This is a genomic window from Streptomyces sp. NPDC046303, assembly GCF_055588085.1.
Genome location: NZ_JBVJFA010000020.1, coordinates 73,478 through 89,400, shown reverse-complemented (window position 1 = coordinate 89,400; position 15,923 = coordinate 73,478). Strand labels below are relative to the sequence as shown.

Below are 15,923 nucleotides of genomic sequence, written 5' to 3'. Positions count from 1 at the left end.
CGCGCTCTGCAACAGCAACCGAAAAGACACATGTCCGATTCCCCGTAGGGTGGAGCGGTGAAGGCAGACCAGTACGTGACGGTGTCCCGCGAGGGCGTGCACGAGTCCGAGATCAACCGCTCGCGCTTCCTGTGCTCGCTCGCGCCCGCCGCGACCGAGCAGGAGGCGCAGGACTTCGTCGCGCGCATCCGCAAGGAGCACCCCACCGCCACGCACAACTGCTTCGCCTACGTGATCGGCGCCGACGCGGCCGTCCAGAAAGCCAGTGACGACGGTGAGCCCGGCGGCACCGCCGGGGTGCCCATGCTGCAGATGCTCATGCGCCGCGACATCCGGTACGCCGTCGCCGTCGTCACCCGCTACTACGGCGGTGTGAAACTCGGCGCCGGCGGCCTGATCAGGGCCTACGGCGGAGTCGTCGGCGAGGCCCTCGACGCGCTCGGCACCGTCACCCGGCGCCGCTACCGGCTGGCCACCGTCACCGTCGACCACCAGCGCGCCGGCAAGACCCAGAACGACCTGCGCTCCACCGGCCGTACCGTGGTGGACCTGCGCTACGGGGCCGCGGTCGAGATCGAGGTCGCCCTCCCCGAGGCGGACCTGCCCGCCTTCGAGGCCTGGCTCGCCGACAGCACGGCGGGCAGTGCCGCCCTCACCCTCGGCGGAGAGACGTACGCGCCCTGAGCGACGGGCCGGACGCGTTAGCGTAGAGGGGTTCACGAGCGGGAGACCACCAGGGGGAGACGGTATGTGCGGCGAGGCCGGCGAGTGAAGGTCCTGCACACCTCCGACTGGCACCTGGGCCGGTCCTTCCACCGCGTCAGCCTGCTCGGAGCCCAGGCCGCCTTCGTGGACCACCTCGTCGAGACCGTCCGCGAGCGCGAGGTCGACGCCGTCCTCGTCGCCGGCGACGTCTACGACCGGGCCGTGCCCCCACTGCCCGCCGTCGAGCTGTACGACCGGACCCTGCACCGGCTCGCCGAGCTCGGCGTGCCCACCGTGATGATCTCCGGCAACCACGACTCCGCCCGCCGGCTCGGCGTCGGGGCCGGGCTGATCGGACGGGCCGGGATCCACCTCCGCACCGACCCGGGCGGCTGCGCCGACCCCGTGGTGCTCGCCGACGCACACGGCGAGGTGGCGCTGTACGGGCTGCCGTACCTGGAACCGGCACTGGTCAAGGACCGGTTCGACGCCGAGAAGGTGAGCCACGAGGCGGTGCTGGGCGCGGCCATGGACCGGATCCGCGCCGACCTCGCCGCCCGCCCGCCCGGCACCCGCTCCATCGTCCTCGCCCACGCCTTCGTCACCGGCGGGCAGGCCAGCGACAGCGAGCGCGACATCTCCGTCGGCGGGGTGGAGGCCGTGCCCGCCTCCGTCTTCGACGGGGTGGACTACACCGCCCTCGGCCACCTCCACGGCTGCCAGACGATCAACGAACGGGTCCGCTACTCCGGTTCCCCGCTCGCCTACTCCTTCTCCGAGGCCGACCACCGCAAGAGCATGTGGCTGATCGAACTGGGCGGGGCAGGCGAGATCACCACCGCCGAGCGGATCGACACCCCCGTACCGCGGCCCCTCGCCCGGCTGCGCGGACCTCTGGACGAGCTGCTGGAGGACCCGGCGCACGCGCGGCACGAGGACTCCTGGGTCGAGGCCACCCTCACCGACCCCGTCCGCCCCGACGACCCGATGGCCCGGCTCGCCGCCCGCTTCCCGCACACCCTCAGCCTCGCCTTCGACCCCGAGGGCCGCGAAGAAGAGACCGGCGCTTCCTACGCCCAGCGGCTCAAGGGCCGCAGCGACCAGGAGATCGCCGAGGACTTCGTCGCCCACGTACGCGGGGGCGGCCAGCCGGACGAGGCCGAACGGGCCGTCCTCCAGGGCGCCTTCGACGAGGTACGGGCCGACGACAGCCGTCAGGAGACCCACCGATGAGGCTCCACCGGCTCCGGATCACGGCCTTCGGGCCCTTCGCCGAACCCCAGGACATCGACTTCGACGCCCTGTCCGGAGCCGGCATCTTCCTGCTGCACGGGCCCACCGGCGCCGGCAAGACCTCCGTCCTGGACGCCGTCTGCTACGCCCTGTACGGATCCGTCCCCGGAGCCCGCCAGGCCCCCGGCACCAGCCTGCGCAGCGACCACGCGGCCGCCGACACCCCGACCGAGGTCACGCTCGAACTCACTGCGGGCGGCCGCCGCCTGGAGATCACCCGGCGCCCCGAGCAGGACCGCCCCAAGAAGCGCGGCACCGGCACCACCAAGGACAAGGCGCAGAGCCTGCTGCGCGAGCACACCGCCGACGGCTGGCAGCCGCTCAGCCGCTCGCACCAGGAGATCGGCGAGGAGATCGAGCAGCTGCTCGGCATGAGCCGGGAGCAGTTCTGCCAGGTGGTGCTCCTGCCGCAGGGCGAGTTCGCCCGGTTCCTGCGCGCCGACGAGGCCGCCCGCGGCCGGCTCCTCGGCCGGCTCTTCGACACCCGCCGCTTCGCCGCCGTCGAAGCCCTGCTCGGCGAACGCCGCCGGGCCGCCGAGGCCAAGGTGCGCGCCGGGGACGAGAAGGTACTGCACACCGCACAGCGGCTGGCGCAGGCCGCCGGGGACAGCGCGGACCTCCGGGCCTGGCCGCTGCCCCGGCACCAGCCCGGCGACCCCGGACTCGCCGGCGCCGTCCGGGCCTGGGCCGCCGTCGCCCGCTGCTCCGCGCGCGAGCGGCTCACCGTCGCGGAGTGGGCGCTCGCCGCCGTCGAGGGCCGGCACGCCGCCGCCCGGCGGGCCGCCGAGGACGCGCGGGAACTCGACCGGCTCCAGCGGCGGCACGCGGAGACCGCCCGGCGGGCCGCCGTCCTCGCCGAGGCGGCCCCCGAGCGGGAGCGCGTGCGCGCCCTGCTGGACCGTGCCCGCCGCGGCGCCCTGGTGGCTCCCGCCCTGGAACTGCGCGGCGCGGCCTCCGCCGGGCACCTGGCCGCCGCGCACGCGGAAACGGCCGCCCGCGCCGCACTCCCGGCCTCCCTGCAGGACGCCGGGACCGGGCAACTGGCCGCCGAGGAGCAGCGGCTGCGCGAGGAGCTCGGCGCGCTCGGCGCCGCCCACCGGGCCGAGCAGCGCAGCGCCGCGATCGGCCGCGAACGGGCCAACCTGGAACGGGAGTCCCGCGCCGCCGAGGAGCAGCACCGCGAATCCGCCGAGTGGCTGGAGCGCTGGGACGCCACCCGGGCCGCCCTGCACGCCCGCGTGGACGCCGCCCAGCAGGCCGCGACCCTGGCCGAGCAGCTCGCGGGCAAGCTGGAACCCGCCCGGCTCCAGCTGAACGCGGCCCGGCGGCGCGACGAGCTGGCCGCCGCCGCCGAGCGCGACGCGGCCGAACTGCTCCGCGCCCGCGAGGAGTCGGCCGCCGCCCGGGAGCGCTGGCTGGAGCTCAAGGAGGCCCGGCTGCGCGGGATCGCCGCCGAACTCGCCGAGGCGCTGGTGGCGGGGGAGGCATGCGCCGTCTGCGGATCGTCGCAGCACCCCGCTCCGGCCCGGCCGGCCCCCGGCCACGTGGACCGTGCCGCCGAGGACGCCGCCCACGCACGCTTCGAGCAGGCCGAGGAGGCCAAGGCCGTCGTCGAGCGCCGGCTGGCCGCCGACGAGCAGGCCCGCGCCGACGCCGCGGCCGTCGCCGGCGACGCCACCACCGGCGAACTCCTCGCCCTGACCGCGGATCTGAGCTCCCGGCACGCCGCCGCGCACGCCGCGGCCGCCGGACTCCACGCGGCCCGCGAGCAGCTCGCCCGCGCCGAGCGCGAGCACGCCGCACGCAGCGCCGACCGGCTCGACGCCGAGCGCCGGGCCGCTGCCCGGGCCTCCCACCGCGAGCAACTCGACCGCGAACAGGCCGCGCTGGAGGCAGAGCTCGCCCTCGTACGGGCCGACGCGCCGACCGTCGCGGCCCGCGCCCGGATCCTGGAGGACCGGGTCCGGATGGTCTCGGCGGCCGCGACCGCGCTGCGCCGGGCCGAGACCACCGCCGCCCGCCTGAAGGAAGCCGACGACCAGCTCGCCGACGCCGCCTTCAAGGCCGGCTTCGACACCGTAGAGGCCGCCGCCGACGCGGTGCTCCCCGAATACGAACGCACCGCGCTCCAGCGCCGGATGGACGCCTGGCAGGCAGAAGAAGCCATGCTGGCGGACCGCCTCGGCGAGAGTGACACGGCCGCCGCGGCAACCCGGCCTCCGGCCGCGCCGGAGCAGGCCGAGGCGTACGCCGCCCAGGTCGAGGCGAAGCTTCGTACGGCCGGGTCCGCCTTCGACGCGGCCCGCGTCCGGTGCGCCGAGCTCGACCGGCTCTCCCGGCAGGCCGAGCAGGAACTGCGCGCCCTGGGTCCGCTGCGCGAGGCCTACGAGCGGGTGGCCCGGCTGGCCGGGCTCACCGCCGGGACCTCCGCCGACAACGAACGCAAGATGCGGCTGGAGGCGTACGTACTGGCCGCCCGCCTGGAGCAGGTCGCCGCCGCCGCGACGGTACGCCTGCTGCGGATGTCCGGCGGCCGCTACACCCTGGTCCACTCCGACGCGCGGGCGAGCGGACGGGGCCGCTCCGGCCTCGGGCTGCACGTGGTCGACGCCTGGACCGGCAGCGAGCGGGACACCGCCACATTGTCGGGCGGCGAGACCTTCTTCGCCTCGCTCGCCCTCGCCCTGGGGCTGGCCGACGTGGTCACCGACGAGGCGGGCGGCATGCGCCTGGACACCCTCTTCATCGACGAGGGATTCGGCAGCCTCGACGACCAGGCACTGGACGAGGTGCTCGACGTACTGGACTCGCTGCGCGAGCGGGACCGCAGCGTCGGCATCGTCAGTCACGTGGCCGATCTGCGGACCCGCGTGCAGGCCCAGCTGGAGATCGTCAAGCAGCGCGGGGGCTCGGTGGTGCGCCACCGCACCGCGGCGCTCACGGACTGAGCGGCCTGCGGGGCAGGGGTGAGGAGTACACGATGCTCGTCGTCACCGAGCCGAGGCCGGCGATCCGGCCCGTGACCTCCTCCAGGTGTCCCATCGAACGCGCGGCGACCTTGAGGACGAAGCAGTCGTCACCGGTGACGTGGTGCGCCTCCAAGATCTCGGAGGTGGCGTCGAGGAAATCGTGGAACGGCTTGTAGTTGCCGTGCGGATAGCGCAACCGGACCAGGGCCAGGATCGACTTGCCGAGCTTCTCCGGGTCGACCACCGCCGTGTAGCCGGTGATGATGCCGAACTCCTCCAGGCGGCGGACCCGTTCGGTGACGGCGCTCGCGGACATCGACACGGAGCGGGCGAGCTCGGTGAAACTGGCGCGGCCGTCCCGCTGGAGGGCTTCGAGGATCCGCCAGTCGGTGGCGTCGGGGGAATAGTCGGTCATATGGCAGGTCTAGCAGGGGATTCCCCGGTCGGACAAGGAAAAGGCCGGGGAAATCCACTTCCGAGGTTCTTCAACAGATCGTAGATTTTGAGCCATGACGACGACACGGAACACCTCGACCGCGCCCGCCGCCAACCCCGTCCTGCGGGTGGCCCCAGCCTCTCCGGCCGCGGCCGCCGCCTACTTCGCGGCGAGCCTCGCCTTCCACGCGGACGTGTCGGACGTCGCCGCCGCCTTCAAGGCCCACCGCGAACAGGGCGCCGAGCTCGGCTTCCAGCTGATCGACTCCCGCTCCACCCCCTCCTGGGACCAGGCCCACGTGCCCGGCGCCATCCACCTGCCCACCGCGCTCATCCCCGAGCAGGCCGAGCGGCTCCTCGACAAGAACGTGCCCGTGGTGACCTACTGCTGGGGCCCGGGCTGCAACGGAGGCGCCCGCTCCGCACTGGCCCTGGCCGAACTCGGCTTCCAGGTCAAGGAGATGCTGGGCGGCATCGAGTACTGGATCCGCGAGGGCTTCGAGGTCGAGACCTGGCAGGGCAGCCAGCGGCGTGCCGAGGCCGACCCGCTGACCGCGCCCACCGACTCGGACGACTGCGGCTGCTGAACCGGCCGGGCGGACACGCGCGAGGGCCGCACACCACCCACCCGGGGTGCGGCCCTCGCGGCCTTGCGCCTGTAGGGGTCAGAGCTTCGAGAGCTCGTCCACCAGGTCGTCCAGCCCCAGCGAACCCTGCGACAGGGCCGCCATGTGCCAGGCCTTCAGGTCGAAGGAATCGCCGTGCGCGGCCCGGGCGTTGTCCCGGCCGAGCAGCCAGGCGCGCTCGCCCAGCTTGTAGCCGATCGCCTGGCCGGGCATCGACAGGTACCGGGTCAGCTCGCTCTCCACGAAGTCCGCGGGCCGGCCGCTGTGCAGGCCGAAGAACTCCTGCGCGAGATCAGGGGTCCAGGTCTCGCCCGGGTGGAACGGAGAGTCCGCCGGGATCTCCAGGCCCAGGTGCATGCCGATGTCCACGATGACCCGCGCCGCGCGCATCATCTGACAGTCCAGGTAGCCCAGACGCTGCTCCGCGTCCTTGAAGTAGCCCAGCTCGTCCATCAGCCGCTCCGCGTACAGCGCCCAGCCCTCGGCGTTGGCGCTGACGATGCCGACCGTGGCCTGGTAGCGCGAGAGCCGGTCCGCCACGTGCGTCCACTGCGCGAGCTGGAGGTGGTGCCCCGGCACGCCCTCGTGGTACCAGGTCGAGACCAGGTCGTACACGGGGAAGCGGGTCTGGCCCATCGTGGGCAGCCAGGTGCGGCCCGGTCGGGAGAAGTCCTCCGAGGGGGAGGTGTAGTACGGGGCCGCGGCGCCGCCCGGCGGCGCGATCCGGGACTCCACCCTGCGGACCCGCTCGGCGAGTTCGAAGTGCGTGCCGTCGAGGTTCTCGATGGCCTCGTCCATGATGCCCTGCAGCCAGGCCTGGACCTCGTCCACGCCCTCGATGTGGGTGCCGTGCTCGTCGAGGTGGCGCAGCGCCTCCCAGGGGCCGGCGCCCGGCAGGATCTTGGCCGCCTCGGCCTTCATCTCGCCCAGCAGCCGGTGGTACTCGGACCAGCCGTAGGCGTACGCCTCGTCCAGGTCCAGGTCCGTGCCGTTGAAGTACCGCGACCAGCGGGCGTACCGCTCGCGGCCGACGGTGTCCGGCTTGCCCTCGACGGCCGGGGCGTACACCGACTCCATCCAGTCGCGCAGTCCGGCGACGGAGGCGGTCGCGGCGGCCGCCGCCTCGTCGAGCTCGGCGCGCAGGGCGTCGGGACCGGCGGAGGCGAAGTCCTCGAAGAAGGCGGGCTCGTCGCCGTCCTGGCCGGCCCAGGAGGCCAGCTGGCCGATCATGGTGGCGGTGGCGCGCGGGCCGCCGTACAGGCCGCGCTGCAGACCGAGGTCCAGGCTCTCGCGGTAGCCGGCGAGCGCGGCCGGTACGGCGCGCATCCGCTCGGCGATCGCCGCCCAGTCCTCGTCGGTGTCGGCGGGGGTCAGCGAGAACACCTCGCGGATGGAATGGGCGGGGCTGTGGATGTTGCTGACCGCGCACAGATCCTCGTCGGCCTCGTGGACGGCGAGTTCGGCCGTGAGGCGCTCGCGCAGCAGGCGGGCGCAGCGGCGCTCGACGTCGCTGTCGGCGCCGGGGAGCCGCTCGGCCGCGTCGAGGCGGGCGAGGGTGGTGCGGGAGAGCTCGGCGACGGCCGCGCGGCCGGCCGGGGAGAAGTCCGGGAGCTTGCCGGAGCTCGCGGCGACACCGAGGTAGGTACCGGTGATCGGGTCGAGGGTGATCAGGTCGTCGACGTACGCGTCGGCCACCTGGCGGGGCAGCCTGGTGTCGCTGCCGTTGTGGAGGGTCTCTGACATGGGGACATCTTCGTACGCGGGATGCGGTCGCGTCATCACCGTTGGACGCCGGTCTGCTGACGCGAGCGGCCCGGCCCACCCTCCGGTACGGGCGGAGGGCGGACCGGAGGGTGAACCGGAGGGTGGACCGGGGCGTGCCGCTCGGCGTCGGTGCGGCGCGGCCGGTGTCAGTGCCGGTGGTGGGGGCGCCGCTCCTGCTCGCGCGGGTGGTCGTACGGGAGGTCGTACGGGAGGCGCGAGACGACCGGGGTGGCGTCCAGGCGGGCGGTGATCACCAGGGTGCCCTCCTCGACCTGGTAGTCGAGGGGCAGGCCCAGGCCGCGCATGGCGGCGACCATGCCGGTGTTGGAGGCCCGGGTGACGGCGTACACGCTGTCGCAGCCGGCCTCGATGGCCAGGGAGATGAGCCGGCGCAGCAGCTCGGAGCCGATGCCGCGGCGCTGCCACTCGTCCTCGATGAGCAGGGCGACCTCGGTCTCGTCCCCGTCCCACAGCAGATGGCCGAGGGCGACGAGCTTGCCGGAGGCGGTGGTGGCGGCGAGGGTGCGGCCGAAGCGGGGGCTGAGCAGGTGGCCGAGGTAGGCGTCGGCGTCGGCGACGGGGCCGTGGTAGCGCAGGCCGAGGGTGCGCTCCGAGCAGCGGTCGTGCATCGCGCGGGCCGCCGCCCGGTCGGAACCGTCCGCGCGGCGCACGGTGATCTCGTTGCCCTCGGGCAGCGTCAGCACGTCCTGGCTGCGGGGCACGCGCGGGCCGAGGCGGGCGTCGAGCTCGACCAGGGCGCGGGCGCGGGCGAACTCGGTCGGGGTGAACGGCAAGTGGGGCCGCTCCACGGTGATCGCGCCGCCCGAGGGGTCGCGCAGCCGCATGACCGTGGCCTCCAGGACCCCCTCGACCGGGGCGTCGCCTCCGGAGTTCGGGCGGCCCGAGAGGGTGGTCGCCGGGATGGAGTGGATCGTGCACCGGCCCAGGAGCTGGCGCAGTGCGAGGGGGAGTTCGGCGGCGTCCAGGGCGGTCCGGGTGGCCAGGCCCAGTACGCGGGTCGGGGTGTCGACCAGGTCGTGGGCGTCGGCGCGCTCGATCCAGGTGCTGTGGCCGCCGGCCCGGGCGACGGCGCGGGTGAGCTCGGCGGAGGGCAGCTGCTGCGGGGCGCGCAACAGGAACTCGTCGACGGTGCCGCCCTCGGGGAGCGGGTGGGTCTGGAGGGTGAGGATGTCGACGCCGTTACGGGCGAGGGCGGTGCAGAGCGCGGCGAGGGAGCCGGGCTCGTCACGGACGGTGGTGCGCATCCGCCACAGGGCGGAGGCGGCGGCGGTCGCGCCGGGGACAGCGGCCGGCGGCGGGGTCGGATCGCTCGGCGCTGTGTTCTCCGGCGGCGGCGCATGGCTGTGGCGCCGTGCCCACCAGGTGTGGAAGGCCGCGGTGACCAGGAGTGCGACGGCCGAGGCGACCAGCAGGACCGGGCCCCTCGGACCGTGCACGACGAGATTGGCGATGGCGTCGGCGACCGCGACGGCGCAGAAGAGCGCGGCGAGTTCGACGACGTCGCGACGCCAGTGGTGGCGGTGGAGACGCTGGGCAGAGGTAACACTACGGTCAGTCATGCAGACCACTGTGACGCAGGGGTGTTGCGTGATCACGAACGATCTGTGACCGGCTGGTTAAGTGTCCATCTGGTCGATTTCACGCGGTTTTCCCGGTTCGTGTGCTCACTGGCCCACGCGGCCGGGCTGGAGCGTCCTCGTGAACAGCACGCCGCCGCCTTGGCGCCGCAGCCGGACGGTGAGTTCTCCGCTGCCGCCGTCGATGTCGACCTCGCCGTAGTACGGGGGGTTCTCCGAGGGCGCCATGTTGGCGAACGGGGCCGACTGCACGAACGCCGTCTCCGGACCGAAGGTGGCGTCGAGCCGCCCGGCGGGGAAACCGCCCGCGCCGATCGGGCCGGATACGAACTCCCAGAACGGCGCGAAGTCGGTGAAGGCGGCCCGCTCGGGCGCGTAGTGGTGGGCGGCCGTGTAATGGACGTCAGCGGTGAGCCACAGGGTGCCGGTGATGCGCTGGTGCTTGATGTGGCGCAGGAGTTCGGCGATCTGGAGCTCCCGGCCCAGCGGGGCTCCGGGGTCGCCCTGGGCCACGGCCTCGACGTTCGCCGCGCCGTCGGCGACGACGGTGCCCAGCGGCATGTCGGCGGCGATGACCTTCCAGGTGGCGCGGGAGCGCGACAGCTCCCGCTTGATCCAGGCGAGCTGCTCGGGGCCGAGGATGCCGATGGGGTCCTCGGTCTGGGTGCCGGGGGAGTTGGCGTTGCGGTAGGTACGCATGTCGAGCACGAAGACGTCGAGCAGCGGGCCGTAGCGCATCACGCGGTACATCCGGCCCTCGGCGCGGCCGCCGCGCAGGTCGGTGATGGGGAAGTACTCGCCGAAGGCCTGGCGGGCCCGGGCGGCGAGGACGTCGGCTTCCCTGACGGTGTAGCGGGGGTCCTCGATCAGCTGGCCGGGGTACCAGTTGTTGCGCACCTCGTGGTCGTCCCACTGGGCGAGGACCGGGACCTGGGCGTTGAAGTCGCGCAGGTTGCGGTCGAGCAGGTTGTAGCGGAAGTTCCCGCGGAACTCGGCGAGCGTCTCGGCGACCTTCGACTTCTCCTCGGTGGTGACGTTGCGCCAGACGCTGCCGTCGCGCAGGGGTACGGCGGCCTGGATCGGCCCGTCGGCGTAGATCGTATCCCCGCTGAAGAGGAAGAAATCGGGGTCGCGCAGCCGCATCTCCTCGAAGACGCGGTAGCCGCCGAGGTCCGGGTTGATGCCCCAGCCCTGGCCCGCCAAGTCGCCCGACCACAGGAAGCGCACGTCGTGGCGGCGGGAGGCGGGGGTGGTGCGGAACGTGCCGCGGACCGGCTCGCCCGTGCGGCGGTGGATCTCCAGGGGGGCGGCGGGATCGGGGCCGGACCAGCGTGCCGCCACACCCCGGCCCGGCCGCGTCCGCCACGCGAACCCCGGATGAACAGCCGTCAGCAGCTCAGGCGCCCGTACGGGTTGCCGCGCTGCGGGCCGTGTCCAGGACCACCCGGGCGACCAGCGCGGGATCGTCGCTCATCGGGACGTGACCGCAGTCCGGGAGCCGTACCAGCCGGGCGCCGGGCACGGTGTGCTTGGCGCGCACGCCCTGGCGGCGCAGGAGCAGCCGGTCGCGGGCGCCCCAGGCGATGGTGACCGGCAGGCCGGGCACGTCGTCGGTGAACCGTACGGAACCGCCCGCGGCCAAGGTCTTCTCGAATCCGGTGGCATCGCGCAGGGCGAGGGTCTCGGCGACCACGGCCTGCGGCGAACGGCGCCCCGGGCGGGCGTAGATGGTGCCGGTGAGCGCGGCCCGGCCGACGGCGGCGTGCGCGAGCCGCTCCAGCGCGGGGCGGGGCAGCGCCTTGGCGCCGGCGCGCATCGCGAGGAGGGTGGCGAAGGCGTAGCGGCGCTCGCCCTCGGTCCAGAACCCGGCGGGAGAGAGCGCGGTCACCGAGCGGGCCAGGCCGATCCGGCCCATCTCGAGCGCGAGCAGGCCGCCGAGCGAGTTGCCCGCCACGTGCGGGCGTTCGACGCCGAGCGCGGCGCAGAGCGCTCCCAGGGCCGGGGCGACGGTGCCCAAGTCGTACGGGACCCCCTCGGGCAGCGGCTCCGAGACGCCGAAACCGGGCAGGTCGACGGCGATCACGTCGTACTCGGCGGCCAGGATGTCGGTCACCGGGTGCCAGGCCTGGAGGTGGTGGCCGATGCCGTGCAGGAGGAGAAGCGGTTCGCCCGCGCCCTTGCGCTCGTAGGCGACGGTGGCGGTGCGCGGGCCCAGCGGCGATTCGATGGTGAACGAGACCGTGGCGGTCATGCTGCTCCTCGTCGGAGGGGGTGGACGCGTACGAGACAAGCTGTCAGGAGTACCCACCGCCATGACTACCGCCCGGTAGGCCTTGACTACAAGGCTTTGGGCCGTACGGATGCACGCGAACATCCCGTGAACGGCTTGATACCTATGCCCGATCTGCCCGGCAAAGGCCCGAGCATTGGTCTTGACCAAGGGGGTGCACCGTCCTATCGTCGCAGGGATAGTGCAGGAACCTTTAATAAACAAGGGCGCGGAACTGCCGCTGGAACACACGGCGAGTGCAGCGATGGCAGGAGGATTCAGGGTGGGGACCACGCAGCTCGAAACGGTGCCGGAGCCGAAGTACTGGCACCTCAAGACCGTCCTCAGCGAAGCGCTCGACCAGGACTTCGCCGTCGGCGAGGTGCTGCCCAACGAGCGTGAGCTCGCAGCCCGTTTCGGAGTGGCCCGCGCGACCCTGCGCCAGGCGCTGGAGCAGCTCGAGCTCGAGGGCCGTCTGCAGCGGCGCCGCGGTGTCGGAACGACGGTCGCCCCGCCGCGCGTCGGCGTCGCCGTCGGCAGCACGCAGCACGGCTGGCCCGGTGACGGCGTCGACGGCTGGGAGCCGGTGGACGCGGGCGAGGGTCTGCCGCCGGCCGCGGTCCTCAAGCTCCTCGGTACGGGAGCGTCCGCTGCCGGCCAGCCCGTCCACACCGTCCGCCGGACCCGGGTCACCCAGGGCCAGGTCGTCGCCGCCGAACTGCTCTACGTTCCGGCTGCCTCCGTGCCCGGACTCACCGCCATCGAGGCCCCGACCGGACCGGCCCGAGCCCGCGCCGTCCTGCGCGAACTCCAGCGCCTCGTCCTCGACGGCCAGGACCGCTCGGTGGAGCTCGGCTCCGCCCGCGCTGACGACGCCAAGGAGCTGGACCGCCTGCCGGGTGCCCCGGTCCTCCTGGTCACCACGCGGTACTTCACCGCCGCGGGCACCGCCGCCGTGTCGGTGGCCACCTACCGCGCCGACACCTGCCGCCTGACCTTCGGCGACTCGGGTGCCGTCGAGATCACCGACGAGCCGCGCGTCGCCTCCTGAACCAGCCCGCACCGCTCACCGTCACACGCGGACACCCGTCGGCAGGCCAGTCCGGCCGGCGGGTCGGCGCGCTCGCCGGCTCGCTCGTCAGCGTCGGCGGGCCGTGACCGTCTTCTCCACCGCGAAAAGCTCCTCCTCGACGTGGTCGAGCGCGAGCCGCAGCGCCCCCGTGGCCACCGCGGCCTCGCCGAGCAGGGAGAGGGCCACCCGCGGCGGACGCAGGCAGTAGCGCTCCAGCTCCTGACGGAGGGGATCCAGCACCCCGTCCAGGCCGGCCGCCCAGCCACCGACGACGACCAGCTCCGGATCCATCGCCAGGACCAGCGCCGCCACGTCGTGGACCAGCCGCTGGATGAACCGCTGGACGGCGGCCACCGCCTGCTCGTCGCCGCGCCGGGCCATCGAGAAGACCTCGGCGACCGCGGCTTCGTCCAGCGGGTGCAGCGGTTCGCCGGTGGTCGACAGCAGCTTCTCGGGGGTGACCTCCCGGCCCAGCAGGTGCAGGGCGCCGATCTCGCCGGCCGCCCCGCCGAAGCCGCGGTGCAGCCGCCCGCCGATCAGCGAGCCTGCGCCCGGGCTGAGTCCCGCCATCACGAACACCATGTCGTCGGTGTCCCGCGCGGCCCCCTTCCAGTGCTCGGCGACCGCCGCCGCGTTGGCGTCGTTCTCCACCTGCACCGGGCACCGGAACGAGCGCCGCAGCCGGTCCCCGAGCGGCAGCCCGGTCCAGCCGGGCAGCGCCGTGCCGAGGCGGACGGTGCCGTCCGCCTCCACGATCCCGGGGCTGCCGACGCCGACCGCCCGGAGCGAGTCGCGCGGGATCCCGGCCCGGCGCAGCAGGTCCGCGACCGCCGCCCGTACCCGCTCCAGCCGTTCGTCGGCCGAGGCCGTCTCGGCGACCTCCTTGGTGCCGGCGCCGATCACCCGCCCGTCCAGCCCGGAGAGCAGTACCGCGATCCGGTGCGAGCCGATCTCGATGCCGAGCAGGTGCCCCGCCTCGGCCCGGAACCGGAACCTTCGCGCAGGACGCCCCTGCCGCCGCGCACCTTCCTCGGCGTCGGCCTCGACGACGAGCCCGGTCCCGATCAGCCCTTCGACGACTCCCTCGACGGTCGGCCGGGAGAGCCCGGTCACCCGGGTGAGATCGGTGAGGGTCGGCGATGCGGCCGCGCGCAGGGCCCGAAGCACCACGGCGGAGTTGATCCGCCGGAGCAGGGAGGGGTCCCCGCCGGTCAGCTGCCCCAACGTGTGTCCTCCCAGCCGGTGAGCCTGTCAGCCGGATCGTACTGCGCACCCCTCGCGGCGGCGAGAAGCGGCCCCCCATCGGCCGGAACGTTCCCCTCCCGTCAGGCCGGGGCGACGAACCCCGACTCGTACGCCGTGATCACCGCCTGGGTCCGGTCCCGCGCCCCCAGCTTCGCCAGGATCGCACTGACATGTGACTTGACCGTCTCCGCGCCGATGATCAGCTCGCCCGCGATCTCCACGTTGGTCAGCCCCCGCGCCATGAGCCGCAGCACCGACTCCTCCCGCTCGGTCAGGGCCGCCCGCTCCAGCACGGCCCGGGCCTGCCGGTTCCCGTACTCCGCGGCCAGCGCCCGCACCGCGGCCGGGAAGAGCAGCGTCTCGCCCTCCGCCACCAGCCGCACCGCGTGCACGATCTCCGAGGGCCGCGCCCGCTTGAGCAGGAACCCGTCCGCGCCCGCCCGCAGCGCCTGGTAGACGTACTCGTCGTTCTCGAAGGTCGTGACCACGAGGATCTTCGGCGGGGAATCCACCGTCCGCAGGACCGCCCGGGTCGCCTCGATCCCGTCGAGCAGCGGCATCCGCACGTCCATCGCCACCACATCGGGCCGCAGCTGCCGCACGAGCGGGACGACCGAGGCACCGTCGGCCGCCTCACCCACCACTTCGATGTCGGGCTGGGCTTCCAATACGGCGCGCAGACCCGCGCGCACCAGGGGTTCGTCATCGACGAGCAGTACGGTAACCGGCATCCCGTCAGCGTATTCGCTCCAGCGGAAGCCGGGCGCGCACCCTCCAGTTGCCCTCGTACGGCCCGGTCTCGGCCTCCCCTCCGAGCAGTGCGGCACGCTCCCGCATCCCGCGCAGCCCGCCGCCCGTCCCGGTCATCAGCGCGGGACCGTCGGGCAGCGGATTGAGCACCTCCAGGTCCAGCCTTCCCACCGCCGCCTCGACCCGGACCCGCACGGGGACCGGCCCGCAGTGCCGCAGCACATTGGTCAGCGCCTCCTGCAGGATCCGGTAACCCTCACGGGTGACCGGTCCGGGCAACTGCTCGAGCGGACCCGACAGTTCGGCGTCCACCGTCGAGCCGGAAGCCCGCGCCGACTGCAGCAGGCGGTCCGCGTCCGCCAGCGTCGGCCGCTGCGAGGGCGGCTGCGCGGACTCCCGCAGCACCAGCAGCACCCGCTCCAAGTCCTCCATCGCGGCCCGGCCGGTCTCCTCGATCGCGCACAGCGCCCGCTCGGTGAACTCCGGGTTCCCCGCGGCCCGCGCGGCGCCCGCCTGGACCACCGCCACGGTCAGCGCGTGCCCGATGGAGTCGTGCAACTCCCGTGCGATCCGCGTCCGTTCCAGCAGCTGCTCGGTACGCGCCTCCAGGGCGCTGAGCCGCTCCGCGGCCGAAGGTCCCAGCAGCCTGGCGGCGATGGCCGTGACGGCGTCCCCGAGCAGGACCACCACGACCAGCAGCAGGACCAGCGGCACCGGCACGAGCAGGACGGCCGCCCAGCGCGGCGGGATGAAGGGGAGGAGCACGTCATCCCCGGCGAGGGACTGCCCTGCGCCGGTGAGGATGAGCTCCAGCGTCATGACCGGGAGCCACACGGTGGCCACCATCGCCACTCCCGCGAGCACGAGACGTATCTCCAGCCACGCGACCGTCCGCCAGCGGTCCCCCCAGCGCGCGGACGGCGCCGTGCTGATGGACGGATCGTTGCGGCCGCGCTCGTGCGGGGTCAGCAGGAACTGGGCCTGAAGGCCCTCGGCCAGCCGTACCCACGGGAGCAGTCCGAACGGCGCGACGATCAGGGCAGGCACCCACGGCCAGGCCGGCTCTATGAACATCCAGATGGACACGATGAGGATCGGCACGACCAGGTGCAGCCAGCGGGTGTACGTGACCCCGCGAAGGGGCGCACGAAGCAATCGGTACATGTCCTCATCCTGGCAGTCGGCCGTCCCGTGACG

At 73.8% G+C, this 15,923-nt stretch carries 13 protein-coding genes; 5 read left to right on the top strand and 8 right to left on the bottom strand.

The window, feature by feature from the left end:
- The first annotated feature begins 57 nt into the window (after nt 1-57).
- The 3 genes from ACZ6I1_RS21845 (at nt 58) to ACZ6I1_RS21835 (ending at nt 4,946) form a co-directional block, all read left to right on the top strand.
- Complete coding sequence (locus ACZ6I1_RS21845; RefSeq protein WP_446588783.1) at nt 58-684, top strand: YigZ family protein; 627 nt, start codon at nt 58-60, stop codon at nt 682-684.
- 84 nt (nt 685-768) lie between these two features.
- The gene (locus tag ACZ6I1_RS21840) at nt 769-1,938 is read left to right on the top strand and encodes an exonuclease SbcCD subunit D (RefSeq protein WP_469289574.1); all 1,170 of its coding nucleotides are present in this window, start codon (nt 769-771) and stop codon (nt 1,936-1,938) included.
- Nucleotides 1,935-4,946 (top strand): AAA family ATPase, encoded by a 3,012-nt coding sequence (locus ACZ6I1_RS21835; protein ID WP_469289572.1) that lies wholly within the window; start codon nt 1,935-1,937, stop codon nt 4,944-4,946. The genes ACZ6I1_RS21840 and ACZ6I1_RS21835 overlap by 4 nt, the downstream gene beginning before the upstream one ends.
- Here the strand turns inward: ACZ6I1_RS21835 and ACZ6I1_RS21830 are convergent.
- The gene (locus tag ACZ6I1_RS21830) at nt 4,936-5,382 is read right to left on the bottom strand and encodes an Lrp/AsnC family transcriptional regulator (protein ID WP_469289570.1); all 447 of its coding nucleotides are present in this window, start codon (nt 5,380-5,382) and stop codon (nt 4,936-4,938) included. The genes ACZ6I1_RS21835 and ACZ6I1_RS21830 overlap by 11 nt on opposite strands.
- 94 nt (nt 5,383-5,476) lie before the next feature.
- Between ACZ6I1_RS21830 and ACZ6I1_RS21825 the strand changes: the two genes are divergently transcribed.
- The gene (locus tag ACZ6I1_RS21825; protein WP_469289568.1) at nt 5,477-5,989 is read left to right on the top strand and encodes a rhodanese-like domain-containing protein; all 513 of its coding nucleotides are present in this window, start codon (nt 5,477-5,479) and stop codon (nt 5,987-5,989) included.
- Nucleotides 5,990-6,067: 78 nt separating this feature from the next.
- On the opposite strand, the gene ACZ6I1_RS21820 is transcribed toward ACZ6I1_RS21825, so the two are convergent.
- The 4 genes from ACZ6I1_RS21820 to ACZ6I1_RS21805 form a co-directional block, all read right to left on the bottom strand.
- Nucleotides 6,068-7,771, bottom strand: coding sequence for a DUF885 domain-containing protein (locus tag ACZ6I1_RS21820; protein ID WP_469289567.1), 1,704 nt, complete (start codon nt 7,769-7,771; stop codon nt 6,068-6,070).
- A gap of 167 nt (nt 7,772-7,938) precedes the next feature.
- On the bottom strand, nt 7,939-9,372 hold the full coding sequence (locus tag ACZ6I1_RS21815; RefSeq protein ID WP_469289565.1) for a GNAT family N-acetyltransferase: 1,434 nt from the start codon (nt 9,370-9,372) through the stop codon (nt 7,939-7,941).
- 105 nt (nt 9,373-9,477) lie between these two features.
- The gene (locus ACZ6I1_RS21810; RefSeq protein ID WP_469289563.1) at nt 9,478-10,731 is read right to left on the bottom strand and encodes an alkaline phosphatase D family protein; all 1,254 of its coding nucleotides are present in this window, start codon (nt 10,729-10,731) and stop codon (nt 9,478-9,480) included.
- Nucleotides 10,732-10,786: 55 nt separating this feature from the next.
- Nucleotides 10,787-11,641 (bottom strand): alpha/beta fold hydrolase, encoded by an 855-nt coding sequence (locus ACZ6I1_RS21805; protein WP_469289561.1) that lies wholly within the window; start codon nt 11,639-11,641, stop codon nt 10,787-10,789.
- Nucleotides 11,642-11,942: 301 nt separating this feature from the next.
- Here ACZ6I1_RS21805 and ACZ6I1_RS21800 point away from each other — a divergent pair, with 301 nt between their 5' ends.
- Nucleotides 11,943-12,710, top strand: coding sequence for a GntR family transcriptional regulator (locus tag ACZ6I1_RS21800; RefSeq protein WP_469289560.1), 768 nt, complete (start codon nt 11,943-11,945; stop codon nt 12,708-12,710).
- An 87-nt stretch (nt 12,711-12,797) separates the two neighbouring features.
- Here ACZ6I1_RS21800 and ACZ6I1_RS21795 read toward each other — a convergent pair whose 3' ends face one another.
- From ACZ6I1_RS21795 to ACZ6I1_RS21785, 3 genes are all read right to left on the bottom strand, one after another.
- Nucleotides 12,798-13,955 (bottom strand): ROK family transcriptional regulator, encoded by a 1,158-nt coding sequence (locus tag ACZ6I1_RS21795; protein ID WP_469289558.1) that lies wholly within the window; start codon nt 13,953-13,955, stop codon nt 12,798-12,800.
- A 101-nt stretch (nt 13,956-14,056) separates the two neighbouring features.
- The gene (locus tag ACZ6I1_RS21790) at nt 14,057-14,707 is read right to left on the bottom strand and encodes a response regulator transcription factor (protein WP_361765389.1); all 651 of its coding nucleotides are present in this window, start codon (nt 14,705-14,707) and stop codon (nt 14,057-14,059) included.
- 4 nt (nt 14,708-14,711) lie between these two features.
- On the bottom strand, nt 14,712-15,890 hold the full coding sequence (locus tag ACZ6I1_RS21785; RefSeq protein ID WP_469289555.1) for a sensor histidine kinase: 1,179 nt from the start codon (nt 15,888-15,890) through the stop codon (nt 14,712-14,714).
- Nucleotides 15,891-15,923 lie beyond the last annotated feature (33 nt).